The 24,893-nt window shown below is 61.9% G+C and carries 20 protein-coding genes, 1 tRNA gene and 1 pseudogene; 9 read left to right on the top strand and 13 right to left on the bottom strand.

Annotation, left to right across the window (positions count from 1 at the left end; genetic code table 11):
* Nucleotides 1–6: 6 nt before the first annotated feature.
* The 8 genes from FPZ24_RS15215 to FPZ24_RS15250 all read right to left on the bottom strand — a co-directional run bounded on the left by FPZ24_RS15215 (nucleotide 7) and on the right by FPZ24_RS15250 (nucleotide 5,911).
* The gene (locus FPZ24_RS15215) at nucleotides 7–633 is read right to left on the bottom strand and encodes a TadE/TadG family type IV pilus assembly protein (RefSeq protein ID WP_146573387.1); all 627 of its coding nucleotides are present in this window, start codon (nucleotides 631–633) and stop codon (nucleotides 7–9) included.
* On the bottom strand, nucleotides 630–1,127 hold the full coding sequence (locus FPZ24_RS15220; RefSeq protein ID WP_186728907.1) for a TadE/TadG family type IV pilus assembly protein: 498 nt from the start codon (nucleotides 1,125–1,127) through the stop codon (nucleotides 630–632). Before FPZ24_RS15220 ends, FPZ24_RS15215 begins: the two co-directional genes overlap by 4 nt.
* A 17-nt stretch (nucleotides 1,128–1,144) precedes the next feature.
* Complete coding sequence (locus tag FPZ24_RS15225; RefSeq protein WP_146573391.1) at nucleotides 1,145–2,680, bottom strand: pilus assembly protein TadG-related protein; 1,536 nt, start codon at nucleotides 2,678–2,680, stop codon at nucleotides 1,145–1,147.
* Nucleotide 2,681: 1 nt separating this feature from the next.
* Entirely contained in the window at nucleotides 2,682–2,966 is a 285-nt protein-coding gene (locus FPZ24_RS15230) for a hypothetical protein (protein ID WP_146573393.1), read from the bottom strand.
* Nucleotides 2,967–2,971: 5 nt separating this feature from the next.
* Nucleotides 2,972–4,510 (bottom strand): type II and III secretion system protein family protein, encoded by a 1,539-nt coding sequence (locus FPZ24_RS15235; RefSeq protein ID WP_240047509.1) that lies wholly within the window; start codon nucleotides 4,508–4,510, stop codon nucleotides 2,972–2,974.
* Complete coding sequence (gene cpaB / locus FPZ24_RS15240) at nucleotides 4,482–5,390, bottom strand: Flp pilus assembly protein CpaB (RefSeq protein WP_146573395.1); 909 nt, start codon at nucleotides 5,388–5,390, stop codon at nucleotides 4,482–4,484. The genes FPZ24_RS15235 and cpaB overlap by 29 nt, the downstream gene beginning before the upstream one ends.
* 78 nt (nucleotides 5,391–5,468) lie before the next feature.
* Nucleotides 5,469–5,657 carry a Flp family type IVb pilin gene (locus tag FPZ24_RS15245; RefSeq protein ID WP_146573397.1) on the bottom strand — a complete coding sequence of 63 codons (189 nt, stop codon included), beginning with the start codon at nucleotides 5,655–5,657 and terminating at the stop codon, nucleotides 5,469–5,471.
* A 68-nt stretch (nucleotides 5,658–5,725) separates the two neighbouring features.
* On the bottom strand, nucleotides 5,726–5,911 hold the full coding sequence (locus FPZ24_RS15250) for a Flp family type IVb pilin (protein WP_146573399.1): 186 nt from the start codon (nucleotides 5,909–5,911) through the stop codon (nucleotides 5,726–5,728).
* Between the two features lie 535 nt (nucleotides 5,912–6,446).
* Here FPZ24_RS15250 and FPZ24_RS15255 point away from each other — a divergent pair.
* Together FPZ24_RS15255 and FPZ24_RS15260 are read left to right on the top strand one after the other, a co-directional pair.
* On the top strand, nucleotides 6,447–7,925 hold the full coding sequence (locus FPZ24_RS15255; RefSeq protein ID WP_146573401.1) for a hypothetical protein: 1,479 nt from the start codon (nucleotides 6,447–6,449) through the stop codon (nucleotides 7,923–7,925).
* The gene (locus tag FPZ24_RS15260) at nucleotides 7,922–9,070 is read left to right on the top strand and encodes a hypothetical protein (RefSeq protein WP_146573403.1); all 1,149 of its coding nucleotides are present in this window, start codon (nucleotides 7,922–7,924) and stop codon (nucleotides 9,068–9,070) included. The genes FPZ24_RS15255 and FPZ24_RS15260 overlap by 4 nt, the downstream gene beginning before the upstream one ends.
* On the opposite strand, the gene FPZ24_RS15265 is transcribed toward FPZ24_RS15260, so the two are convergent.
* The gene (locus tag FPZ24_RS15265) at nucleotides 9,046–9,837 is read right to left on the bottom strand and encodes a DUF2569 family protein (RefSeq protein ID WP_146573406.1); all 792 of its coding nucleotides are present in this window, start codon (nucleotides 9,835–9,837) and stop codon (nucleotides 9,046–9,048) included. The two genes, FPZ24_RS15260 and FPZ24_RS15265, sit on opposite strands and share 25 nt — an antisense overlap.
* A gap of 79 nt (nucleotides 9,838–9,916) precedes the next feature.
* The gene (locus FPZ24_RS15270; RefSeq protein WP_146573408.1) at nucleotides 9,917–10,897 is read right to left on the bottom strand and encodes a phosphatase PAP2 family protein; all 981 of its coding nucleotides are present in this window, start codon (nucleotides 10,895–10,897) and stop codon (nucleotides 9,917–9,919) included.
* A 341-nt stretch (nucleotides 10,898–11,238) separates the two neighbouring features.
* On the opposite strand from FPZ24_RS15270, the gene FPZ24_RS15275 reads away from it, so the two are divergent.
* The 3 genes from FPZ24_RS15275 to FPZ24_RS17670 all read left to right on the top strand — a co-directional run bounded on the left by FPZ24_RS15275 (nucleotide 11,239) and on the right by FPZ24_RS17670 (nucleotide 13,092).
* Nucleotides 11,239–11,481, top strand: coding sequence for a hypothetical protein (locus FPZ24_RS15275; RefSeq protein ID WP_146573410.1), 243 nt, complete (start codon nucleotides 11,239–11,241; stop codon nucleotides 11,479–11,481).
* Between the two features lie 403 nt (nucleotides 11,482–11,884).
* Nucleotides 11,885–12,592 (top strand): hypothetical protein, encoded by a 708-nt coding sequence (locus FPZ24_RS15280; protein WP_146573413.1) that lies wholly within the window; start codon nucleotides 11,885–11,887, stop codon nucleotides 12,590–12,592.
* A gap of 329 nt (nucleotides 12,593–12,921) precedes the next feature.
* Complete coding sequence (locus tag FPZ24_RS17670; protein WP_240047510.1) at nucleotides 12,922–13,092, top strand: hypothetical protein; 171 nt, start codon at nucleotides 12,922–12,924, stop codon at nucleotides 13,090–13,092.
* A 530-nt stretch (nucleotides 13,093–13,622) separates the two neighbouring features.
* Here the strand turns inward: FPZ24_RS17670 and FPZ24_RS15285 are convergent.
* Complete coding sequence (locus tag FPZ24_RS15285) at nucleotides 13,623–13,979, bottom strand: hypothetical protein (RefSeq protein ID WP_146573415.1); 357 nt, start codon at nucleotides 13,977–13,979, stop codon at nucleotides 13,623–13,625.
* 590 nt (nucleotides 13,980–14,569) lie between these two features.
* Nucleotides 14,570–14,920: pseudogene (locus tag FPZ24_RS15290) on the bottom strand (site-specific integrase); the annotation flags it as partial.
* 203 nt (nucleotides 14,921–15,123) lie between these two features.
* Between FPZ24_RS15290 and FPZ24_RS15295 the strand changes: the two are divergent.
* The 4 genes from FPZ24_RS15295 (at nucleotide 15,124) to FPZ24_RS15310 (ending at nucleotide 24,369) form a co-directional block, all read left to right on the top strand.
* Nucleotides 15,124–16,602, top strand: coding sequence for an ATPase domain-containing protein (locus FPZ24_RS15295; RefSeq protein ID WP_146573416.1), 1,479 nt, complete (start codon nucleotides 15,124–15,126; stop codon nucleotides 16,600–16,602).
* 7 nt (nucleotides 16,603–16,609) lie between these two features.
* On the top strand, nucleotides 16,610–19,132 hold the full coding sequence (locus FPZ24_RS15300; protein ID WP_146573419.1) for an ATP-binding protein: 2,523 nt from the start codon (nucleotides 16,610–16,612) through the stop codon (nucleotides 19,130–19,132).
* A gap of 377 nt (nucleotides 19,133–19,509) precedes the next feature.
* Nucleotides 19,510–23,736 carry an autotransporter outer membrane beta-barrel domain-containing protein gene (locus FPZ24_RS15305; protein WP_186728909.1) on the top strand — a complete coding sequence of 1,409 codons (4,227 nt, stop codon included), beginning with the start codon at nucleotides 19,510–19,512 and terminating at the stop codon, nucleotides 23,734–23,736.
* Nucleotides 23,737–24,093: 357 nt separating this feature from the next.
* A complete protein-coding gene (locus FPZ24_RS15310) occupies nucleotides 24,094–24,369 on the top strand; it encodes a hypothetical protein (RefSeq protein ID WP_146573423.1) in 276 nt (91 codons plus the stop codon).
* Between the two features lie 326 nt (nucleotides 24,370–24,695).
* Here the strand turns inward: FPZ24_RS15310 and FPZ24_RS15315 are convergent.
* Nucleotides 24,696–24,785: transfer RNA gene (locus FPZ24_RS15315), tRNA-Ser, on the bottom strand.
* Between the last annotated feature and the right edge of the window lie 108 nt (nucleotides 24,786–24,893).

Here is a 24,893-nt window from a genome sequence, read left to right on the forward strand (position 1 = left end):
TTACTCCTAATTCGCAATCTGACCGCTGCCGTCTTCGAGGGTCAGCGAACTGCTGAACGTCGTATTCAGCGTGATCGAACCACTGCTGAAAAAGCGGTACAAGATTGGTGCGAAGGTCATGCCGACGAGCTGTACGGTGACGAGCGGCTGTACCTGGATGCCGTTCGGATCGCCGGCGTAGCCGAGTCCCGAATACTCGTAGTTCACCTTCAGCTTGTCGGCAGTGATCTCCGGATAATATTGCTGCATCTGAAACAGGATTCTGTTGAAGGCGGCGGTGTTGACGCCCGATCCGCCGGGACACGTCGTTGGCACGCAGACGCACGTGACCGTACCGCTCAACGTGGATGAGCACTTCGCGCTGGTGAACGAACTGGCCGGGATCGGATCGCCTTGCGGAATGCCGCCGGCGACGGCGAAATCGTAGGTGGCGAGGCCCGACGGCACGACATCGGTCGCAACCGCCCAGCGAGCGCCCATCTGGGTCGCCTTTTGCGCGCGGTTTACCGTCCACAGATACCGCCCGATATCGATCGTTCCGATCATCAGCGTCAGCAGAAGCGGTGACAGCAACGCGAATTCGACCGCCGTCGAGGCGTCCGTCGCTCGCCAGAAAGCGCGAAGTGTCCTCATGCGCCCATCACCGAAGCTTGCGCCTGAGCGTTGAGATTGACGCTGGCGGTCGTGAAGCCAAACGCGTTGAACAACGACGTATAGGGCACGCTCGCAGTGACCGTGACGATCGGTACGCCGTTCGTGACGCCGGTATAGATGCCGGTATTGTAGGTGCCACTGGTGTTGCATGAGATCGCCACGGTGATCGTGCTGGCATCACTCCAGTTGTTGATCCGCATCTGGCCGCCGCTCGCGATCGTGTTGGTCCGGACCAGATTGCGGACCTCCATGGCGGTCGTGCTGGTAGTGTCGTTGGTGGTTGCCGTGCAGGCTAGCGGGTAGCGTCGCGCTGCGTATCGCGCGCCGTCGCGCACCGCGACGACGACGGCGTGCTCGGACAGAAAATAGTTTCCCAGATCGACCGCACCGAACGCCAGAAACAGGAAGACCGGCACGATCAGCGCCATTTCCACTGCCGCCGATCCCCGGCGGCAACGCAATACGCTCGTCATACAAGAGCTTGGGTGAGTCATTCGATCAGATAGGGCACGTCCTTGCGCACCACTTGTCCCGCTGTCGCGCCGGCGCCGCCCGCCGTGGTTTCACCGATGATTTCGGCATAGATGTCGCCCTGATTGGTCCGGGTCCGGTTGACCGATGGCTCGACCAGGAACAGCTCGACCCATTTGACGACCGGCACGTTGGTCGAGTTGCCGTTGACGCCGCTGGCCGTGCAATTGACCACCGCCGCCGATATCCGACGGCGGTCGACGTTCGATCCACCAGGCGTGATGCCCGTTGCCGGCGTCCCCGACCAGCACACAGGTGTGCCGTAAGAATTCATGCTGCCTACCGCACGGGGCGTCGAAATGCGCGACGGGTTGGCGAGCTCCCATTTATAGACTTGATACCGCGTGACGGTATTGGGGTTATAGCCCGCAGCCGTCATCGCCGCGCGCCAATCGTAGGCCGAGCCGTAGTTGACGTAGAAATAGGCGTTGCGGTCCCACGATCCGTCGCCGACCCGGCCGCCCGAACATGAGCCGTTGGCACTGACCGCGTGGCACATGTCGCGCGGATACCCCATCGCGCTGGGCATCTGCGCATTGGTCAACGCAGTTGCCGTCGCCGGCAGATACGGATTGCTCGATTCCTGCCAGCCCTGACTGCCTAGCGTGCATGAGTTGTTGCCGTTGGTTTTGCGGATCAGGTCCTTGACGGTGTTCGCCGAGGGCGGACACGTGCCGCCCGACGGGCAGCTCTGGCCCTGATCGTAGATGTCGAACCGCGTATTGAGCGCGTCGGTGACTGACGTATTGGCACCCGGTTTGGTGCTGACTCCGGTCACCTGCTGGCAATCTCCCGGCGGGTTCAGCCAGCCTAACGCCTCACGCAGACCCCCCGCGCCGTTGCTGCCACCGCCGGTGTTGAGGTAGCCGAAATTGCCAGGCGCCCAGCCGCCATTGCCATTCCCGACCGATACGAGATTGAGACCCACGCCGATCAGTGCCGTGGCATTGAACAGCAGGTTCGCGGACGTTTCCTGCGGGTTGCAGAACATCACCGGCGGGACCTTGCAGATCGCCGTACCCACGCCCGCAAACGCCCGGCCGGACAGGTCGCCGGAACTGAGCGCGCCCACCACCGGCGTCAGCGCATAATAGGCTTTCTTGGTATCGACGGTGACCTGCACGAACTTGGCGTTGGCGTCCGTCGTAGCGAGCGTCGTCTTCGCCTTGTCCTGATAGAAGACCACGCCGGCGGTCGCGACCGTAACGTTCCGGTTGACCGCGGTTGCCCCGCTATTGCCGAACAGTGCCAGATTGGTCACGAGCCCTTGCGCCGCCGCCGTCGCGCGGCTGCGCGCGTTGGTCAGCCCGTCGAGCTGCGTGGCGGCGGAGAGCGCGGCATGGTCGGCTGCGTCCTGAAGCTCGGTATCGAGCCCGGCCAGTCGCGCATAGTCGAACCCGACCCCCGCCGCACCGATCAGTGCGAACAGCGCAATGGCGATGACAGGTGCGACCGATCCATCGTCCGATTGCCAAAGGTGCGCGACGCGGCGCATCTCAATTCGATCCCGACCCGGCGCTTCCGCCACCCTTACCGCCGCCTGTCGTTTGGATCGATTGGGGCTGCTTGGTCTCGCCCTTGCGATAGCGTTCGTTCGCGGATGCCGCACGGTCGCCCGACCCGCCTTCCAGCACCGCTGACTCCGCCGGCCGGGGATCGGGATTGATCACCTGCAGCGAATAGTCGGTCTTGACCGCGTCCCCGAAGGTCGCATCGACCGGGGCGCACGCGGACGACGAGGCCAGCATTGCCAAAGCGATCGTGGATTTGATGCCGCGCATATCAGCTACCTCTTCCTCTCGTAACCGTTGGGGCCGGAAAAGCCGCCGGCGGGCGGCACGACCGGTTCCGGTTTCGGCGGGTAGGAATTCTTCGCGGGCGCGTTCGGATCGAGCGGGTTGTTGCCGACCGCACTGTCCGTTCTGCCGTTCAGGAACAGGTCGAGTTCGCTCGGCGGCCGCACGCGATCGGTCGGCAGACGCATCTGGTCGGCCGGAACCGGGCGCACCAGTCGAGGCGTCACGATGATCACGAGTTCGGTTTCCTGTTTCTGAAAGCCGGTCGAACGGAACAGCGCGCCGATGATCGGGATCGACCCCAGGATCGGAAACTGTCGGACCGTGCTCTGGAAATCCTTGCGGAGCAGCCCGGCGATCGCGAACGATTGGCCGTCGCGCAGTTCGAGTGTCGTCTTTGCGCGACGAGTCTGCAGGCCGGGGATCGTGAGGCCGTTTATGCTGATGGAGGCCGACGGATCGATCGAACTGACTTCCGGCGCGACGACCAGGTTGATCACGCCGTCGTCGAGCACCGTCGGGGTGAAGGCAAGGCTGACGCCGAACGGCTTGAATTCGACGGTTACGGCATTGCCGCCGCTGCCCGAACCGCCGCCGCCACCATTGCCCTGAACCACGGGGACGGGAAATTCGCCGCCGGCCAGGAACGAGGCGGAATCGCCCGACAGCGCGACCAGCGTCGGTTCGGCCAGCGTCGTCACCACACCCTTGCGCTCCAGTGCGTCGAGCGCGGTGAAGATGTTGAGATTACCGAGCGTAACGCCCTTCGCGATCACGCCGAAGCTTTCGAGCACGCCGGACAGATTGACGGTCGGCGTGCCGTTCTGATTGGTCAGCAGTGCGGTGCTGGGCGCCGTATTGCCGATCCCGCCCTGGAAACTGCGTAGCCCGTTGCCGTTGGTGAATGCGGTGTTGAGGCCAAGATTCTTGGCCACCGTCCGGTTCATTTCGGAGAAGCGCACTTCCAGCATGACTTGCTGCGAGGCGCCGACGGTGAGCAGGTTGATCACTTTGTCGCCGGCGTAGGTCGTCGCGATCTGTTTCGCGCGATCGACCGCGGGACCGCTCGACACCGTACCTGTCAGCACCACCGAATCGCCCGAAATGCGCGCGCCGATATTTTCGTTCGGCATCAAGTCGCGCAGCGTGCTGCGCAACGTGACGACATCGGGTCCGACCGCGACGTCGATCACCGAGATCAGATTGTTCCTGGCGTCGTAGAGGGTCAGGCTGGTGGTGCCGATCTTCTTGCCCAGCACATACAGCGACCGATTGGTCAACGGCAGCACGTCGGCGATCTCCGAATTGCCAATCAACGCCTTGGCGAACGGACGATCGGCGGTGAGCACCTGGCTCTTGTTGATCGGCACGTCGAGCTGTCCGGCCCGCAAGCCCGCGCTCGGCACCGAGACCGCCGTTTGGGAATAGGTCGGCACGGTCGATGCGAGCAACGTCGCGATCGCGACCAACCCCGCAACCGCCCGCTTGGGCAAGCCCATCTTAGCGCGCGCCATAGCGAAGAACCTCATAGCTGCTGTCCTTAGTCCCGCGCACGACGAGAATGGTGGAGGTGTCGCCCTTGGGCGCAGGCCGTTTGGCGACACGCGGCGCCCGTGGCGCCATCGGCACGCCGCCGGGCGGCGGCTGATAGCGCGATCCGCGATCCGAATTGACGCTCACGAACGCACCGTCGCGCAAGTCGTCGACGCTCACGGTCGCGACCGACGGGTTGGTCTCCGCGGCGGGATTGGCGAGCACGAGACTGATCTGGCCGACCTGCTGCGCCAGCGCGAGTTTCTGCGAATCGATCTGCGACACTTCGAGCGTCGCGGTCTTTCCAACCACCGGCTTGTCGGTGGAATCGCTCGCGTCCTGATCGATCGCGATGACGCGGATCTTCTGGAGAAGGATGTCGGTGATCTGACCGCCGCCATTGTTGTTCATCGGCGTGCGCGTGACGAGCACATCGACGACGTCGCCCGGCAATACGAAGCCACCGACGCCGGCGACGTCGCTGACGCGGACGGCGGCGGCGCGCATGTCCGGCTTGAGCACGGCGGAGATCGCGGCGCGGCCGCCTTCGCCGGAAATCTTGGAGCGCAGGATCGGCTCGTTGACCGCCATCGGGCGCAACGCGACGCGGCTGCCGTTCGCGGGCAGCAGCTGCGGAATGGTCGAAAAGGTACCCTCCGGCAACGCATCCTGCGGCAGGTCTATCAGATTGACCTTGTCGGGGGTGATGACGGTGCCGAATTCGAGCGGCACGCGCGCCACCGCGACCTTTACCATCCCTTGCGGGGCGGTCGCCTGGCGCTCCTCGACCTTGCCGAGATAGGTGTTGGCAAGGAAAACCGCCGCGAGGCCGATCAGGATCGCGACGCCCAGAATGATAAGCCCTTGGCCACGCATTAACCGCTCCCCCCGGATTGGTCGGACGCTACAAAAAAACGAAACGGGGCCGCGCCGAAACGCAGCCCCGTCAGATCATCAGCAAGCGCCGTTGGTGGTGTTGGGCGCAGTGATGCAGTTCGACGCCTTGTTCATGGCGTTGCCGATCGAGCCGCCCAGAGTGAACGCGGCGACGGCGATGCCGGTGCCCACGATCGCCAGGATCAGCGCATACTCGGCGGCCGAAGCCCCGCTCGTATCGGTCAAAAGGTTCTTGATCATCTTCATGGTAATCCTCCCTCGCCGGGAACAACCCGGCCCGTATGGCGGGGCGCCGCGAACGGCGCCCCGTCACATCAGCAGTTCGACGAGTTCGGCGTACGGCTGATGCAGTTCGACGCCTTGCCCATGGCATTGCTGATCGAGCCGCCGAGCGTGAAGGCGGCGACGGCGATGCCGGTGCCCACGATCGCCAGGATCAGCGCATATTCGGCAGCCGAAGCGCCGCTGGTGTCGGTCAACAGGTTCTTGATCATCGTCATTGCAATATTCCCCACTTCCCACCGGAAAATTCCGGCCCTTTGCTCACGCGGAACGACTGTCAGAGCGAGTACCGCCGGCCTTCGCCGGCGATATTGGAGGCTGCAACGATGCTCCAAATGCCCCATCCACCCCGGATTGCATCGTCAGAGGGAACCGATCGACCGACCAAGTCAACAACACTTTATTTACTCTTTATTTACTGACACTTAGAGCTAACGTGTGTTAACCTAATCAAATTTAATTGTTTGATATCAGCGATTTATCTCGCAGAACGTCAACTCGATCCCGTTCAATCAGCTCTTCCGATTCGCTCGAAATGTTTGCTGATCGGGACAGTGGTTATAGGCGTTATAACCATGGTTATGTAGACATTGGTCTAATCGTTAAAACGCCATGTCGTTTTCATCCAACGACTTCGCGCTGAACTGTCCGTTTTATACAATTCGCACGATTTTATCTTTGCGCGCGCGAATCGGCCCGTATGATGATTCGCAATTGGCGGGGGCCATTCTGACGGGTTTGGGGGACTGCGGCATGACCGAGCCGAATAATGCCGGTCCGGACCTTTCCAGTGCTGTGACAATGATTGCCGTCAGCTTCGCGGCATTCGCGTTCGTTATCGTCATGTCGGTGGCGTTCGGCGATGGCGACACCGGCTGGCACATTGCGACCGGTGCATGGATCGTCGAGCATGGCACCGTTCCCCGAACCGACCCCTTTTCCTTCACCGCGCGCGGCCACCCGTGGGTAGCACATGAATGGCTGTCGGAAGTCGCCATGTATGCGGCATGGTGCTGGGCCGGATGGAAAGGTGTTATCCTTCTGTTCGGCACGGCAATGGCCGCGCTCTACGCGATCGTCACGGCGCACCTGTTGCGGTGGCAAAGGCCTGGCGCCGTCGTCCTGACGATGATCTATCTGTCGATCGGTCTTGCCCAATCGGTTTTCGCCCGCCCGCATCTGATCGCGCTGCCGATCCTGGCGGCCTGGCTGATCGCGCTGATACGTGCGCGCGAGCGTGATCGCGCTCCGCCGCTCGCACTCGCGTTGTTGATGCTCGTCTGGGCCAACGCCCATGGCAGCTTCATCTTCGGGCTCGCACTCGCCGGCGCGTTCGGTCTCGAAGCGCTCGTCACGGCGCCGGCTGCAAGCCGATGGAAGGTGGTCCGCGATTGGGGGCTGTTCGGCATCCTGTGTCTGATCGCCGCGTTGCTTACGCCCGGTGGGATCGGCGGATTGCTCTATCCGATCTACGTCAACAACCTGACGCTGTTGACCTATATCGCCGAGTGGCAACCGGCGCGGTTCGGCGGGGCGACCGCACTCGAAATTCTACTTCTGTCGGGGCTGTTCTTCCTGTTCTTCAGGCCGGTGCGCATCCCGGTCGTGCGCCTGCTGATTCTGCTGGTGGCGCTGCACATCACGTTCGATCACATTCGCAATCAGATGGTGCTAGTGACGCTGGCCGTCATCCTGTTGGCGGAGCCGCTCGGTCGCGCTTGGTCGGACGGGATCGACCGCCCCCGCCCGGCGATCCTACCGCAACTCCGGACCCATTGGCGCGAATTGTCGCCGTTGCTGGCCGTCGCCGCGCTGCTCTTCGTCGGAGCCGCAACCTATCGACTAGCGACGCCGTTCGATCGCGAAGACAGCTACGGCGTACCCGTCACCGCAATGCGCCACATTCCGCCTGCGCTGCGCGGCCAGCCCGTGTTCAACGAATATAGCTTCGGCGGGCTGCTGGTGTTCGAGGGTATCGCGCCGTTCATCGACGGCCGATCCGACATGTACGGCGACGACTTCACCGCGAACTATGTCAAGATCGAACATGGCGATGTGCCGACGTGGCGCAAGGCCGAGGAACGCTGGCGGTTCGGCTGGACGATCCTTCCCCCCAACAATCCGTTGGTCGCCGTTCTGGACAAAGAGCCGGGCTGGCGCCGGCTTTACGCCGACAAATGGGCGGTGATCCATGTTTCGGATCGAGCGGCGGCTCCTCAGAAGCGGCCGTGAGCGAACCGCCGGCTGTCCAGGGGATGCGGGACTGGATACGCGGCCACCCCCGCGACGCCGCACAGATCTCGGCGTCGATCGTTCTGCTCTACGCGGTGTGCTGGCGCATCGTCGCCCCTGACCTGCTCGAATTCATCTATCCTTGGATCGACTATATCCGGACAAACGGCCGGATTCACGCGTTTGCGACGCCGTTCGGCAACTATACGCCGCCGTATCTCTACCTGCTGTCGGCCGCGTCGCTGGTGACCGCCAACAAGCTGGTGATCGTCAAATCGCTGTCGATATTGGGAGCACTCGCAAGCGCCGTGGCCGTTCGTCGCGCGATCGGTCATCGCCCGTTCGTCAACGAAGCCACCTTGCTCGTCGTCCTGCTGCCCAGCGTGGTGGCCAATGGAATAATCTATGGCCAGTGCGACGGATATTGGGCCGCCCCGTGCGTAATGGCGACCGTGGCGGCGGCCGATGGGCGGCCGCGCGCAATGCTGACCTGGTTCGGAGTCGGCCTGGCCTTCAAGTTTCAGACGGTCTTCCTGGCGCCGTTCATCCTGGTCATCCTGGTGCAGCTTCGCGTTCGCCCGATCGAATGGCCGATCCCGCTGGCGGTCTATGCGCTGGCCATGCTCCCGGCGTGGCTCGTGGGATGGCCCGCCAGCGACCTGGCGACGATCTACGTTCTGCAGGGCGCGTATTTCAACACGATCGGCACCGCGCCGAGTCCATGGGCCGTGATCGCCGTGCTCCACGCCAGGGAGCCGCTCGCGATCTTCTGGGTCGGCTATGCCGCAGCCGCACTGACCGGGCTAGCCTACGTCGCGGTGTTCGCGCGTGCGCGCCTGTCGGCGCTCGGGACGATGCGGATCGCGTTGCTGTCGGCGATGATGATCCCCTACCTGTTGCCGAAGATGCACGAGCGGTATTTCCTGCTCGCCGATCTGCTGTCCTTCGCGATCGCTGTCATCGCGCGCGATCGGCGCTCGATGCAGATATTCGTGGCATGCGAGGCGGCATCCACGATCGCCATCTTCGGGTCGATGTTCGATTTCTATCGAATCGTGGCGATCAGCGTCATCCCGGCGACGGGCGCCCTTGTGTTGCTGTTGGTCGAGATCCGCCGGGATCAGGCCGGAACGCGCAGCCGATAGGTCAGGTTCACGCGGCGCGACAGCAGCAGGTACGGCAGCCACAGCGTCACGCTGATCAGCACCTTCTTCAGATTGCCCTGCAGCATGTCGGACAGCGACGCGGCGACTTCGGGCGGCAGGTTGCTGACATGCGCCATCACCCGCGCGATGCAGATCTGCATCATCACGTCGATCACCCACACGCCAGCCAGGAACCGCGGAAAGATCGGCACGTGGCGTAGCGCCAGCACGAACGCGAAGCCATACAGGCACGACAGGAACACCAGATCGACGAACATGACGGTGAACAGCATGCGGAACCAGTCGGGCGCCATGCCGCCGAGCGCCGGCAGGCCGCTCAAGAACTCGAACGTGCGGAACGGTACGTTGATCAGGATGCCGATCATCAGCGACGCCATGAAACCGCCGGTGCCGAACAGCGGCAGCGACCGTGCGGTGACCGCATCGACTCGCCGCCACCGGCCGAACCGCGCCAGCCTGATCGTAGGCTGGGCGACGAGGGTTTGGGGCTTGAACGACCGCAAGCCGAGGAAGACCGTTATTACGGGAGCCGTAACGACGAGCAGATAAGGCAGGACATTGCTGATCGCGGCCGCCGTCGTCGTGATCGGCGTCGCCGCGAAGGCCAGCCGCAGGCCGACCGCAAAGCTGACCGCCACGATCCATAAGCCCATGATCAGCGGCAAACCGACTTCGAGCTTGCTGACCAGCGCCAGGCTGCGCAGCGACAGATGGCGGCTGATGGGCAATCGGTCCAGCTGATCCATGCGCGCGTTCCCCCGCTTCGATCGTCACTCTATAGCGACGAAGCGTTGATGTCGCGTAAAGGTTCCGATGCGGTTGCGGTCAGGCCCTGGCGAGCCGCATAACCGATTTGGCAGGCGCCGGCGCGGCCCAGTTTTTCGCCATGCCGATCGCCAGCGCCGCGACGCCGAAACCGGCCAGGATGTCGACCAGATAGTGCGCGCCCATGACGATCGCGGAGATCGCGACTGCCGCATTCAATGCCAAGAACACCGGCCAGAGGATCGGCGTCCGCCAGAATGCCCAAGCGACCAGCACCGCGCCCGCCGCCTGAACGCTGGGAAAGGATATCAACCCGAGAAATGCGATCGAATCGTCCACCACACGGATCGATCCGTCGCGGATGCCGGCGATGGCATGGGCGACTTGCCAAGGGGCGCTCGATGCCAAATTGGGTACCTGCCCGGCGTGCAGACCGGCATGCGAAAACGTACCGACCGCGGGAAATAGCGGGCTCAGCAAGACGCATATCGCGACGGCGATCAGCCAAGCGGTGACGAACAGGCGGCACCGTTCGCTTTGGCGCGTGATCGAAAGAAAGACGACCGCCAATGCCGGCTGCCAACCGAAAGACTGATAGATGTAGTGCATCGTGGAAACGATACGGGGATGCGCTTTGAGAAACGCCAGCTGAAGCGGCACGTCGAACGCGACCATCTTGTCCGCATCGGCGAGCATCCCATCGACCAACGGCGCATTCAGCGTGCACAACAGGATCGTCGCCAGTGCCGCGATGACCGACGACAGCAACAGGAACCCCAGACCTTCCAGCGCGGGGGCAACCGGGCCGAGCTGATAGCGGCGCGCCAGCATGCCGCTGAAAATCATGATCAGCGCCAATCCGGCGAACGTGGATGGCCGGACCGTCGCCAGCGCGAACCCAGTGTAGAAGAAGCCGACGATCACGCCCGCCAATCCCAGGATGAGGATGGCATATGCCGGGATGGCCTTGCGATCGATCAGTGACTCAAGATCGGAGTCCGGCACGCCATGCCGTAACCGCGAGATTGCGGAAGCGAACATGATGCGAGTCCCTCCTCCAATGGTTATGCAGATCAACGTCGATCCAGTCTTGGCCGCGCGCCAATACTAAGGTCGTGCACGATTATCGACGGCACGTTTTAAAGACGGCAAGATATCGATGGTTATACGATATATTGCCCGCGTTATAATTTTCTTCGATTAGGCCAGGATGAAGACTATTTTATAGCACAAGATGTCGGACCATCGTCCTTCCATGGGATGTCGTCATCTGTTGTTTTGCTGTCCTATAACGGCAGATATAAAGACACGGCCGACATCGCGCCTTAAATTAGGCCTCCGATGGGGGAGGCGAGATGTGCTTGGGGTTTTGTTCGAGCTAGGTGTCGCACGCCCCGTACGCCGAGCCCGCCGGCCGTGATCGACGTTCCGGCCAATCCATTCTTACGACGATCGCGCTGTCCCTGGTCAGGGAACTCGGTGGCTATTCGATCCGACAGCGCAAGCTCGCCAAGCTGATCCTCACGGCAATGCTGGCCTATGGCGGACTGCCCGCCGCGTTCATCCTAGATTGCTGCATATCGCTGCCGCTATCGCTGATCCTGACCCTTACCGAAGAGCGATGAAGCCGCCGGTCGCTTGCGATTTGGCAGCGCGATGCAGCCCGTCCTGGATCGACGCCCGACGATCGCGCCGCGCTTGAAAGGGATCCGGCCGGAGGCGAGGACGCACCGTACAAGAAAGCCGCCGCGCAAAGTGGGGGAAGCGCGGCGGCTTTCAAGGCGACCGGAACTTAAGCCCGAATACTATTTCTCTATAATATTCCCGATCACGCCTTTCAATATATCTTTGGATATTAAATCGGTTCGATGAGTTTATATGGCAGACAATTTCGAATAAAAAAATTGAGTCGATATAATATTTCAATTATGCTTGGATAAAATAAACAAATGATTTATTTTATTCGCTGGCGCCAGCGTATCCCGGCATTTGTTGTTGCCTATTGAGCAGTCCAGATTATCGTTTCGTTTGCGTATCGAGCTGAGGAACGCGTTTTCTCATGGACGCGATGCGGTCGGCCTCTTCGACCAGCGTTTCATACGACCTTGCCATTTCTTGCAGTGTTTTTCGGATGTCGCCATCACTCGCGGTCTCGGCCATTTTTCGCAATTCCGCAGCACGCTTCGCGTAATAGGCTCGCTGTTCCGAAGTCGGCATCTACCGGTCGTCGCTGGCTACGGCTGGCGATTCCCGCATCGCGGCCAGAAGTTGCTGAACGATCGTCGTGCCCGCAAGGTGTGCCTGTACCGCACTGTAGCCCTCTACGGACAGTTGCTTTCGGATTTGCTGGACGGTCAGGCAATTGCCCTCGCGCGCTATTTCGAATGCCCGTTCTACCGTGGACTTACGCATACTCATCTGACCCCTTTAACGAGCGAATCTAACGCCGCTCTTCAGCAGGATGACCGTGACCACGCGACGGACGAAGTGCAATATATCGTCGGTTATAGCGTTGGTTATCAGATGTTTCTTAAGTGGAACGATCCAATCGAACGCGTGTTCTGCCGGCATCGGAAGGGACGACAAACACGTCGGGTCCGCGTCGATCACCTCGCCCGGCAAGCGGTAGCCGTAAGTGCCGCCGCCTGTCGGACGAAGCGCCTCGGCCACGCATCGTTCAGTGCCGGTGTGGCCGAGGTGCTTGAAGTCCCGGATTTGGGTCTCCTGCGCCCTTGATCGACTGTTGAGCAAAATTGGTGAGCGAAGGGCGATTGCGCATCCCCGGGAAAACCGGTTAGTCGAACCATCGCCGCGTGCTTTTGGCGGCGATGTGTAGTCGTTAGAGTAAACATCAGATGCCGAGCACATCCCGCGATCTGGAGTCGATGCGGATCGCCGCAGCCACCCACGCTTTTTCCGCACTCACCGACGTCCATCGCCTTAGGATTTTCCGTGCGTTGGTCCGTGCCGGTCCGTCGGGATTGCCGACAAGGCACATCGCAGATCTGATCGCTCTGGAACCAGCCGACCTGGAAACCCACCTAACGGGCCTGCGGGAAGTCGGCATGATCTTCGCCCGCGGCGAGGGTCCAGATCAAGCGTTTGCCGCCAACTTCGAAGGCACGCGGGAATTGATAAGTTTCCTGATCGAGGATTGCTGCGGCGATCACGAACAACTCTGCGCATTGCTCGATATCGCGAAAAGCTTTCGCCTACCCCCGCCCCGCGCGTCGTAGCGCGATCCGACTGACGCTCGCGATGAGCAACCATTTGGCCGGCGGTATATATCGTTAGTTATAAACACGTTACCCGATCAAAAGCGGCGCGGGTAAATCCGATCTAGCAATGGAACCAAGCGGTGAGGTGCGTGTTTGGGACCCGCGCTCATAGTCGCCGAAGGCGTACCATTCGATGTCTGTGAGCGCGCTCAAAGGGGTTCTGACGCCTCGATAGCATAGTCGATCCCAATGCTATCGGGGCGCCAGGCTGAGTCAGACTGTGTCGGTCGGATGCGAAGGGCGGGCTGATTTGCCGCACGATGACGGCGAACGTCGTTTTGCCGGGCGGCCTTATAACGAAGGCTATCTCGACTCCGATCCTGGGCAGCTCCGATATGTTACCGACGATGCGGTAACGCTGCCGTCGTCGGGAAGTCGGCGTTGTCCCCCTAATACGGCGTCGGCTTCCCTTCAGACAGCGGCACCGATTCCATAGCAAGCCATGGGCCGCACCGGGTCCGCCCCACCTTAAGCAGGGCGGCGTCGCGTCAGCGATCGAAATAGTTGCGCCATTGCGGACGCCCTCGACGGTTTCGTATCGTGAACGACCACGCCGCCAGTACAATGCCCCCGGTGGCCAGGCTTGCGAGTGCGCCCAAAGGTCCTCGATCGTCTGTCGTCTGTATGGCGAGCGCAAAAGCTATGACGATCGCCACGACGAATGCGATGCAACCAACGCAAATCCGCTTCCGGGCCGCCGGCTCCAGCGCCTCGAAGGGCGCAACGATCGCGAGACAGGATGCGGCGATCAAGCAGCAAATGGCGACATTCACGCTGATGTCGGGATTTATGTACAACAGGCCGGCGATCAGCGCCGTCAGGATGGCAACCAACGCAGCCATCATTCGAACTCGCCTCACTGATCCTCCGATACGCCAACAAAGCCCAATTGAACGGCTTGCGAGAGGGATCGTAGCCGCGATCCGCCGGGGGTCACGCCTGAAAGACGTCTTAAAAAGTCTCAATATGTGACGGCTTTGCGAAAACTCGGCGAGTTGAGGCAGCGCGAAGGAACATCCGTATTGCGGTGGATGTACCCGAACATATCCAACCGTATAGGCTGTCCTGCGACGACACATTCGCCAGGTAAAATAGGGCAACAACGATGCTGCGCCAGTTGCAGCCGAGCGGCGTCGTCAAACAGCCTAGCGGGCTCGAATCCACCCCGACATGCGCAGAGATGCTCCAGCGACTACGGCTATCGTATCTCGGATCCTGTAGCTACCGTCTACAGTCCGGCTGACCCGAATAATTAATCGAAGTGCCCTATCGGGATCGCGTGAGCCGCAGCGTCGAAAGTACGGTTCTCGTGTTGCGCCTCGACAGCGGAACTTGATCCCTCGCTGTCGAGGCGTTCCCGCAAAACGAATTACTCCGAACCATTTGTTGCTGTGTCGAAAAATAGCACCTTTGGGGACAAGCCGTTCGGCCGTAGCAAGGTGCCGCCACGGCGTTCCAACCACGCCAACAGGCTTGCTCGAACATCAGCGGTCAGTTCGAATTGGACGGGACGCCCTGTCTTTTGTTGAATGACGATTGCGCGAGTCCTGATTTCGGCGCCGGTCACCAAGTCTCCGATCTTGATTTTGACCAAGTCGCAGCCGCGCAATTTGCTGTCGATTGCGAGGTCGAACAGCGCGCGGTCGCGAAGCCGTCCTTCACGTTCGAGGAAGAAGCGAACAGCCCATATTTGCTTCTGAGTCAGCGGCCGCTTGGCGCCAACCATCTTGCCGGCGTTCCAGGCGGGCCGAGCCTGCATAGCAGGGTCATACCTCGAATATCCCATGTTTTACTCTCCTTGGCCTTCATTGGCCGAGGAAAGGGTCGCGCCGATCTCGTGCAAGTCTGACTAAGCACAATGGTGTGTTAGATGGCCACTTCACGATGATCGACGGATCGAAACCGACTATTGGCGCATTAACGCAGATCAAAACCATAACGCAGCCGTATTGATAGGAACGGCCGACAACGAGCACGGATGATCTCTTGATGATAAATTGCGAAACGGGTGTCGCTGGGCTCGATGAAATCCTCGCTGGCGGTCTGTCTAAAGGTCGTCTGTTTCTCGTCGAAGGTAGTCCCGGCACAGGGAAAACGACCCTCGCCAGCCAGTTCCTGATGGCGGGGGCAGAAGCCGGCGAAAAGGTGCTCTACATCACGCTGTCGGAAACAGAGGAGGAGTTGCGCGACGGCGCCCTCTCGCACGGATGGACGTTCGACAACAAGTTCGAGGTGTTCGAACTCGTTCCGCCGGAAAGCTTGCTCGACGACCAGCAACAGCAAAGCCTGCTGTATTCGTCGGACCTCGAACTCGGAGAAACGACGCGCCGGATCTTCGAAGTATTCGAACGGGTAAAACCGTCGCGCGTCGTTCTCGACAGCTTGTCGGAAATCCGACTGCTGGCCCAAAGTTCGCTACGCTACCGCCGGCAAATCCTCGCGTTGAAGCATTATTTCTCGAATAACGATGCGACCGTCCTCATGCTCGATGACCTGACCGCCGACGTGATGGACAAGACCGTCCACAGCGTTGCCCACGCGGTGATCCGTCTGGAGGAATTGTCACCCAATTACGGGGCAGAGCGACGGCGGATGCGCGTGCTCAAGTATCGCGGGCGACGCTATCGGGGCGGCTATCACGATTTTGTGATCGAAACCGGCGGCGTCCGGGTGTTTCCGCGACTGGTGTCGGCCGAGCATCGGTCGACCTTTTCCCGCGCGACGGTGCCGATCGACAATTTCGAACTCAACAAGCTGCTCGGCGGCGGGTTCGAGCGCGGGGCGAGCAACCTCATCCTCGGCCCCGCAGGAACGGGCAAGTCGTTGCTGACGCTCAGCTTCGTCAAATCAGCGATCGAGCGCGGCGAGAACGCGGCGATGTTCATCTTCGACGAGGAACTCGGCTTGCTGTTCGAGCGATCTAAGGGACTGGGCATCCATCTCGAAACGATGGTCGAATCGGGCAAACTGGTGATCGAGCAGATCGACGCGGCGGAACTAACCCCGGGAGAATTTTCAGAACGCGTGCGCGTATGCGTCGAGAAATATGGCGCGCGTACTGTGGTGATCGACAGCCTCAACGGCTATCAGGCGGCAATGCCCGAGGAGCAGGCGCTCGTCCTCCACATGCACGAACTGCTGCAATATCTGAACCGGCAGGGCGTCACGACCTTCCTGACGGTCGCCCAGCACGGCCTGGTCGGCGACATGAAGGCGCCGGTTGACGTCACCTATCTCGCCGACACCGTCATTCTGCTGCGATATTTCGAAGCCTTAGGCCGGGTCCGTCGGGCGATCTCGATCGTTAAGAAGCGGACGGGCTCGCACGAGGACACGATCCGGGAATTCATGATCGGTAGCAACGGCATCACGCTGGGCGAACCGCTGACCGGATTCCAAGGCGTGCTGCGTGGCGTGCCCAACCTGGTCGGCGATGGCGCCGGCTTACTGGATATGGCCAAAGCGTGATCAGCCGTTGAACCGCACGATTTCTGAAGGTGCCGTCATCTTGGCGCCGCATGGCCGTGACGCCGATGTCGCTGCGGCGATGCTTCGCGAGGGCGGTCTCGAAGCTGCATCGGTCACGAACATTCCATTGCTAGTCCGCACGCTCCGGGAAGGAGCCGGCTTCGCGATCGTGACCGAAGAAGCGATGCGCGGCGCCGACTTGCGCGAGCTGGCCGGGTTCATCGCCGACCAGGCGGAATGGTCCGACTTTCCCTTCATCGTGTTGACCGCGCGGGGTGGCGGGCTTGAACGCAATCCTGGCGCGGTTCGACTTTTGGAGACGCTGGGCAACGTCACGTTCTTGGAGCGCCCATTCCATCCGACCACCCTGATCAGCCTGGCCCGCGCCGCGCGCCGCGCGCGGCTGCGCCAATACGAAGCCCGAACGAGGCTCGAGGATATCCGCGAAGGGCAGCAGCGGATGCGCGTTGCATTGAGCGCGGGCGGCTTGGGCGCGTGGACGATGGAGTTGAAGGGCAACACGCTGCTCGCCTCGACCGAATGCAAGGCGCATTATGGCCGCGGGCCGGACGACCCCTTCTCCTATGAGGACTTGATCGGGTCCATCCACCCTGACGATCGCGATCGCATGCGCGCCTCGGTGCAGGAATCGATCAGGACCGGCATCGACTACGATATTCAATATCGCTGCCAATGGCTCGATGACTCGGTCCACTGGGTGCAGGTCAATGGCCGATTGGAGCGCGATGCACGCGACAAGCCGATCCGCATGGTCGGCGTGTCGCAAGACATTACCGCGCGGCGGCACACAGAGAGTCGTCGAACCGCGCTGCTGGCGCTGGGCGACGGCCTGCGCCAGATGATCGACCCCGCCGAGATGTCGTTTCTCGCGGCAGAAATCCTGGGCGAAACGCTCAACGTCAGCCGCGCCGGCTACGGCATGATCGACCCGATCGCAGAGACCGTCACGATCGATCGCGACTGGACGCAGCCCGGCACGATGAGCATCGCCGGCGTCCGCCAGTTCCGCGACTATGGGTCGTTCATCGACGACCTGAAGCGCGGTGATACGGTCGCGATCGCCGATGCCCGCCTCGACAAGCGCACGTCGGACCACGCCGACGCGCTGGAGGCGGTGCACGCCCGGTCGCTCCTCAACCTGCCGCTGGTCGATCACAACAATTTCGTGGCGTTGTTGTTTCTCAATCATGTCGACGCGCGCGAGTGGAGTGCCGCCGAACGCGCATTCGTCCGCGACGTTGCCGATCGCACGCAGTCGGCGATCGAGCGGCGCCATGCCGAGATGTCGCTGGCCGAGCTGGCGGAGTCGCTAGAGCGTCAGGTCGAGGAGCGAACGCGGGAAAGCGAAGCCGCGCAGGAGCAACTTCGTCAGGCGCAAAAGATGGAGGCGGTTGGTCAGTTGACCGGCGGCTTGGCCCACGACTTCAACAATCTGTTGACGGGCGTGTCGGGCGGGCTGGAGTTGATCCAGTTGCGAATCAGCCAAGGGCGGTCGGGCGAGATCGGCAAATATGTCGAAATGGCGCAGACCGCGACCAAACGTGCCGCCGCACTGACGCATCGGTTGTTGGCGTTTTCAAGGCGTCAGACGCTCGATCCCAAACCGACCAGCATCAACAAGCTGGTGGCGAGCATGGACGAGTTCCTGCGTCGCTCGGTCGGCCCGGCGATCGAAATGGAAGTCGTCGAGGCGGCCGGTCTGTGGACGACGTTGATCGATCCAAATCAGCTTGAGAACGCCCTGCTCAACCTGTGCATCAACGCCCGCGACGCGATGCCCGATGGCGGCCGCATCACCATTGAGACAGCGAACAAGTGGCTCGATACGGCGGCTGCGCGCGAACGCGATATACCGCCGGGACAGTATGTCGCACTGTCGGTTACTGACACCGGCACCGGCATGTCGGCCGAAACGATCGAGCGCGCCTTCGACCCTTTCTACACGACCAAGCCGCTTGGCGAAGGCACCGGTCTCGGCCTGTCGATGATCTACGGCTTCGTTCGCCAGTCCGGTGGACAGGTGCGGATCTATTCGGAGCTTGGCCACGGCACGACGCTGACGCTGTATCTCCCTCGCGACTATTCTGACGCAGGTGGCGATGTCGTCCTGGAGGAGCGTCGCAGCGTGTTACCCTCAGCCGACGGCGAAACAGTGCTGGTAGTGGATGACGAACCAGCTGTGCGGGCGTTGATTACCGATGTTCTCAGTGACCTGGGCTATACCACGATCGAGGCAGGCGACGGTGCCGAAGGTCTCGAATTACTGAAAACGCAGCCGGGGATCGAGCTACTCGTTACGGACGTCGGTCTCCCCAAAGGCATGAATGGGCGTCAACTGGCTGACGCGGCACGTATCGGCAGGCCTGATCTGAAGGTCCTGTTTATCACCGGTTACGCCGAGAATGCTGTGATCGGCAGCGGTAGGCTGGAAGCTGGAATGCATGTCTTGACCAAGCCGTTCGCGATGGACGCGCTCGCCAATCGAATTCGAGAACTGATTGCGAGTTAGCTGACCGACACCGCAGGGATCAATCCCGGTGCATGGGCATGGCCGGTTTCAAGACCGCTTACGTCGCTGGACGGCCGACATTGGGACGCGTTGCCGACCGTCGGATACAGATAGGCGCCAATGTCAACTGTCGACCCAAAACCGGTCATCAACAACTAAGTCAGAACCGCCCGAAAGGTGTCGTCAGTGCGAGTTTCTGCGAGCTTGAAATCCTGTCAAATCGATTCTAAACGCTGACCCGCAGTTTGGTTAACAAACGCTAATAAAACCCATAATTGGTCGCCAGTACTTGTAGCTGATTGATGCGGATCAATTTCCTCATCCTGAGGAATTGGACGCTTGGTTTACATGTAGCGCCATTTTTTGGGGGATTCTCAATGATTTCGTTGTCGACCGCTCGACGGCTTTTGCTCACGACCGCGCTCGCGCCGGTTCCGATGTTCCTGTTCGCAGGCGAAGCAAAGGCCGACTGCCTTCCAAATGCGAACGGCACGAACGTCACCTGCGTTCTGAACGATCCCGACGGCTACAAGGCCGGCGTCGACAATCCGACGACGAACGGCGTGACCATCGACATCATCAACGGCGCGACGGTCGGCACGCCTGCCGCCACCGGTCCGTTGCTGGTCGTGGGCACGGCCAGTGCGGTCAACAATCAGGGTACGATCACCGTTGCCGCTGGCCAGACGGCGATTTACGCCGGCGGCGGTAGCACCGTCAACAACGCGGCGATCTCGCTCGGGCTGACCGGCAATACGATCTTCGGCGCAACCGCGACGGGTCAGGTCAACACCTTCAACAATCTGAAGACCGTCGCCGGGACCGGCACGGTCAACGGCAACGTCACTTCGGGCGGCGTGACGGTGTTCAACAACCAAGGCAACTTCACCGGCAATCTCACGACCACTGGCGACACGACGGTCGCCAATACCGGCGTGTTCACCGGCAACATGGTGCTTGGCGCGGGCAACGACACCATCACCAATACCGGCACGATCACCGGCAACATCGACATGGGTGCCGGCACCAACTTCATCAGCTTCAACTCGCAGGCCTCGCTCCCGACGGGTACGCTGACCGCGGCGACCTCCGGTACGAACACGATCCAGCTGACCGGCACCGGCGCGGCGACGCTGAACATCGCGGTCACCAATTTCGACGTCCTCAACAAGGACGGCACGGGTACGTGGACGCTCGGCCAGGCGATCACGCTGGATGACCGGATCAACGTCAACGCCGGCACGCTGGCGACACCGGACGCCGGCTTCCTAGGCGGGAACAAGATCGTCAACAACGCGACGGTCCAGTTCACCAATGCCGCATCGGGCACCTATTCAGGCGTGATGTCTGGCACCGGCGTCGTCAATGTCGGCGGCGGCGGCGCGGGGGTCACGACCTTCTCGGGCGCCAACACCTATACGGGCGATACGACGATCACCGGCGGCACGCTGCGTGTGATCGGCGGCGCGGCGATCGCCGACACCGGCAAGGTCGTCGTGACCGCGCCTGGCATCTTCGATGTGGGTGCGGCGGAAACCGTCGGCGAAATCGGCGGCAACGGTTCCATCACGCTGTCGGGCGGCACGCTGACCGTCGGCAAGGGTACGTTCTCGGGCGTCATTTCTGGAACCAACGGCCTGACCAAGAACACAACCGGCACGCTGGTCCTGTCGGGCGCCAACACCTTCACCGGCGCGGCGACCGTCACCGACGGCACGCTGGAGTTGCAAGGCGGCAACGCGATCGGCAATACCACCGCGGTGGTCGTCAACGCGGCCGCCGGGCCGCCTGCCACGTCCGGCCGTCTGCTCGTTACCAATGCGGAAACGATCGGCAGCCTGTCGGGCAACGGCGGATCGGTGGTCCTCACCGCTAACCTAACGACGGGCGATGCGGGGAACACCAGCTATGCCGGCGTCATTTCGGGTGCAGGTGCCTTGCTCAAGCAAGGCACGGGTACCTTCACGTTGACCGGTGCCAACGCGTATTCGGGTGGCACGGTCGTCCTGGCCGGCACGCTGGAGGGTAACACCACCTCGCTGCAGGGCGCCATCCTGGTCAATGCCGGCGGAACCTTGCTGTTCACGCAGCCGGCCGACGGAACCTATGCCGGCAATCTGACCGGCGCCGGGACCGTGACGAAGGCGGGCGCAGGCAACCTGACGCTATCCGGCACCAACTCGGGCTTCAGCGGCACGACCAACCTCAACGGCGGCACGGTATCGATCGCGTCGGCGGCGAATATCGGCACGGGTACGCTGGCGTTCAACGGCGGCACGCTGGCGACGACCGGCGCGACGACGCTGGCCAATGCGGTGACGCTGGGCGCCGGTGGCGGCACGATCAACACGGGAGCGGCGACGACTCTGTCCGGTGTGATCTCAGGCACGGGCGCGCTGACCAAGACCGGCACCGCCAATCTAACGCTGTCGGGCGCCAACACCTATAGCGGCGGCACCACCGTTTCGGCGGGGACTCTGACGGGGACGACAACGTCGCTGCAGGGCGCGATCGTCAACAACGCCGCAGTCGTGTTCGATCAGACCGGCGCCGGCACTTATGCGGGCAACCTGTCGGGTACCGGCACGCTGACGAAGGCGGGTACTGGCACGGTCACGCTGACCGGCACCAACACCTATACCGGCGCGACGACCGTGTCGGCGGGTACGTTGATCGCCGGAGGCACCGGCATCGGCGACACGTCGGCGGTGACCGTTGCGACGGGCGCTACGTTCCAGCTGGCTGCCAATGAAACGATCGGCAGCCTGGCCGGCGCGGGCGCAGTCAATCTCGGCGCCTTCACGTTGACCACGGGCGGAAACGGCACATCGACCGCGGTAACCGGCACGCTCGCCGGCACGGCGATCACCAAGGTCGGTGCGGGCGACTTCGCGCTGAACGGCACCGGCACCCTGACGGGCGGCGTCGCGGTCAACGCCGGGTCGGTCTCGATCGGTGGCACCTATACCAGCCCCGCGACGGTCGCGTCGGCTGCCACGCTCAACATCCTGGCGGCCGGGAAGCTGACCGGCAACGTCACGGCCGCGGCAGGCTCGTTCACCAAGGTCAACGGTACGCTGACCGGCAATGTGGCCAATGCCGGTACGCTGTCGGGTACCGGCACGATCGTCGGTGCCGTCACCAACACCGGTACGGTCGCACCGGGCAACAGCCCGGGCATCCTCAACATCACCGGCAGCTACACGCAGACCGCCGCCGGCACGCTGGCGATCGAACTGACGCCGTCGGCGGTTGCAGGGACCGGCTATGATCGAGTCGCCGTCAGTGGCGCCCCCGGTACGGCCGCGCTTGCAGGTACGCTGGCACTGACGCCATCGACCGGCCTGTACGTTGCCGGCACGACCTATGACATTGTGACGGCGACGGGTGGTGTCACAGGCGCGTTCGCGACGGTCAGCGGCGGTACGATTTCGCCGTTCCTGAGCTTCACGCCGACCGGGATCGTGACGATCGCCGGCACCAACCAGGTGTATCGCCTGACGGTGACGCGGACCGCGTACGCGACGGGCCTGGGCAGCTCGGCCAACGCCAATCGTACGGCGGTCGCCAACGGCTTCCAGGCGTTGGTTGCCGGCGCGACCGGCGACGCCGCGACACTGGTGGTCGCCGTAGACAACATGACGGCGGCGCAGGCGGCGACGTTCTTCGATCAGGCGAGCCCCGAGGCCTATGGCGGATACGTCACCGGGCTTCAGGACCAGGGTCAGTTGTTCACCCGCCAGATCCAGCTTCATCTCGTCAACGGACGGAGCGGGGAAGGAGCCAAGGCAGGCGTCTGGGGCGGCCTCTACGGTCAATGGGGCAAGGGCAAGGACCGTGGTATCTATATCGGTTCCGACCAGGATATCGTCGGCGGGACGCTCGGGGTCGATTTCGCGTCGGGTCCGCTGACCTTCGGCGTGGCCGGCGGCTACTCCGAAAATACCGTCAAGTTCCGCGCCGGGACGTCGAACGGCAAGGAGAAGAGTTGGCAGGCCGGCGGCTATGTCGGTTACAACCCTGGAAATGGTGTCGGAGCGGACTTGCAGCTGGCCTATATCAACGGCGACATCGACGCGACGCGCTCGATCGCGGTTGCCGGATCCACACGGATCGCGGCCGGCAGCACCAGCGGCAATTTGTTCAAGGCGGTCGGTACGGTCGGATATGACTTCGGCAAGGACGGCAGCAAGATCCGTCCGTTCGTCGGCGTCGATTACAGCACCGGCAACCTGAAGGCGTTCTCCGAAACCGGCGCCAATGCCGCCAATTTGAACGTTGCACGTATCGACGCGGATCGCACCGACCTGCTGGTCGGTGTAGATGTGGCGCTCAAGGCGGGCACGATCACGCCGTACGCACGGGCAGCATATCGGTATCGGACGGACGACAAGAACACCGCGATCACCGCGTCGTTCAATGGGGTCGGCGGGTCGGCCTTTACGGTCACGAGTGCCGGCGCCGGCCAGTCCCAGGTCGATGTCGATGCGGGCGTTAGCGTCGCAATCGGCAAAGGCGGGGCGTTCTCGGTCGGCTATCAAGGTTCGTTCCGCAACGATCGCGACCGTCACGGCGTGTCGGCGCAACTAAGCTTCGGCTTCTAATTAACGACCTGAACTGCGGAAAAGGCCGCCTGATCGACTTGGCGATCAGGCGGCCTTTTTATATTCCTGGCGGGACGATCAGAGTTCTCTGTGGTTCCGGTCTACCGGTATGACGTCCGCGATGAACGCTCAAGAACGCCGCTATCCTGTCTCGCTCACCAAAAGCTGCCCGTCCGCTTGCCACCCAATGGCGGACGTTAGTCACCAGACAAATGGAACGACCGTTTTCGGGGACGCGGCAATCGCCGGCAACGACCGGATTTGGGGGGCGTTTCTGACGATAGGCCTGCCGAAGATCTGTGCGGTCTCGACTGGACTGCGCACTTCATTTGCCGAACCAAACGATGAAAACCTCTGGTGAAATTCGCCGCTAAAGATAGAGGTATTGCGCCGTATGTGCGCGTTTTCAATCGGTTGGCGGCTGCGTCGCTCGCAGGAGCTACAGGCGCTAGCAATAACGGCCGCAGTCTCATCCCAGCGATTACGGCGGTGCCGGTGGATAAGATGCTGCCGATAGGTATCTTATACGCCGATACTATCGGATTGACCGACACCGATATCGCCGCCGCTCTCACTTATGACCGCGAAGCGCGCACTCGACAAAACTTGCGCGATGGTCTGCGTCAGAACTGAAGGGTCTGGCGCCCATCGAGAGCACAGAGCCTAATGAAATCCCAGGCGATCGAGCCAGTTCGGCTCGCGCGCAATAGATCCCCGCAGAAGTTAGTCCTGCAAGCTACTTGACGTTAAGTTTGTTCCTGATTCGCATAGAACGACCTCGAACACGTGGTTAGCGTGGTCGCTCTGACACTCCAGTCATGAGTTTGGTCATAACTCTGGCGGCGGTCTAACGCGACCGGTGGCCGCCCAATGCGGTCAACACTTTGTCAGAAAACGGCAGAAATCTGACGTTTATAGCAATTGCATCGGTTCGGAACGGTTCGCCGCGATCCGGGATCTGGCGGAGACGGAGGGATTCGAACCCTCGGTACGGTTTCCCGTACGACGCTTTAGCAAAGCGTTGGTTTCAGCCACTCACCCACGTCTCCACGCAGCGGCGAAGCGCGGGCTATAGCGACGGTGGGGGCACCGATCAACCAAGGGATTCCGACTCGCTTGGACGCGAAAGGGACTCGGGTCGTCGCTCGCTTCCCGCC

The organism is Sphingomonas panacisoli (assembly GCF_007859635.1).
Classification (GTDB): Bacteria; Pseudomonadota; Alphaproteobacteria; order Sphingomonadales; family Sphingomonadaceae; genus Sphingomonas; species Sphingomonas panacisoli.

Bases quoted from the DNA above. Each gene is read 5' to 3' on its own strand.
- FPZ24_RS15235 (WP_240047509.1), bottom strand. From the start codon at position 4,510: ATGAGGTTCTTCGCTATGGCGCGCGCTAAGATGGGCTTGCCCAAGCGG.
- FPZ24_RS15265 (WP_146573406.1), bottom strand. From the start codon at position 9,837: ATGGATCAGCTGGACCGATTGCCCATCAGCCGCCATCTGTCGCTGCGC.
- FPZ24_RS15220 (WP_186728907.1), bottom strand. From the start codon at position 1,127: ATGACGAGCGTATTGCGTTGCCGCCGGGGATCGGCGGCAGTGGAAATG.
- FPZ24_RS15250 (WP_146573399.1), bottom strand. From the start codon at position 5,911: ATGACGATGATCAAGAACCTGTTGACCGACACCAGCGGCGCTTCGGCT.
- FPZ24_RS15295 (WP_146573416.1), top strand. From the start codon at position 15,124: ATGATAAATTGCGAAACGGGTGTCGCTGGGCTCGATGAAATCCTCGCT.
- FPZ24_RS15255 (WP_146573401.1), top strand. From the start codon at position 6,447: ATGACCGAGCCGAATAATGCCGGTCCGGACCTTTCCAGTGCTGTGACA.
- FPZ24_RS15215 (WP_146573387.1), bottom strand. From the start codon at position 633: ATGAGGACACTTCGCGCTTTCTGGCGAGCGACGGACGCCTCGACGGCG.
- FPZ24_RS15230 (WP_146573393.1), bottom strand. From the start codon at position 2,966: ATGCGCGGCATCAAATCCACGATCGCTTTGGCAATGCTGGCCTCGTCG.
- cpaB (WP_146573395.1), bottom strand. From the start codon at position 5,390: ATGCGTGGCCAAGGGCTTATCATTCTGGGCGTCGCGATCCTGATCGGC.
- FPZ24_RS15305 (WP_186728909.1), top strand. From the start codon at position 19,510: ATGATTTCGTTGTCGACCGCTCGACGGCTTTTGCTCACGACCGCGCTC.
- FPZ24_RS15285 (WP_146573415.1), bottom strand. From the start codon at position 13,979: ATGATGGCTGCGTTGGTTGCCATCCTGACGGCGCTGATCGCCGGCCTG.
- FPZ24_RS15270 (WP_146573408.1), bottom strand. From the start codon at position 10,897: ATGTTCGCTTCCGCAATCTCGCGGTTACGGCATGGCGTGCCGGACTCC.
- FPZ24_RS17670 (WP_240047510.1), top strand. From the start codon at position 12,922: ATGATCTTCGCCCGCGGCGAGGGTCCAGATCAAGCGTTTGCCGCCAAC.
- FPZ24_RS15245 (WP_146573397.1), bottom strand. From the start codon at position 5,657: ATGAAGATGATCAAGAACCTTTTGACCGATACGAGCGGGGCTTCGGCC.
- FPZ24_RS15225 (WP_146573391.1), bottom strand. From the start codon at position 2,680: ATGCGCCGCGTCGCGCACCTTTGGCAATCGGACGATGGATCGGTCGCA.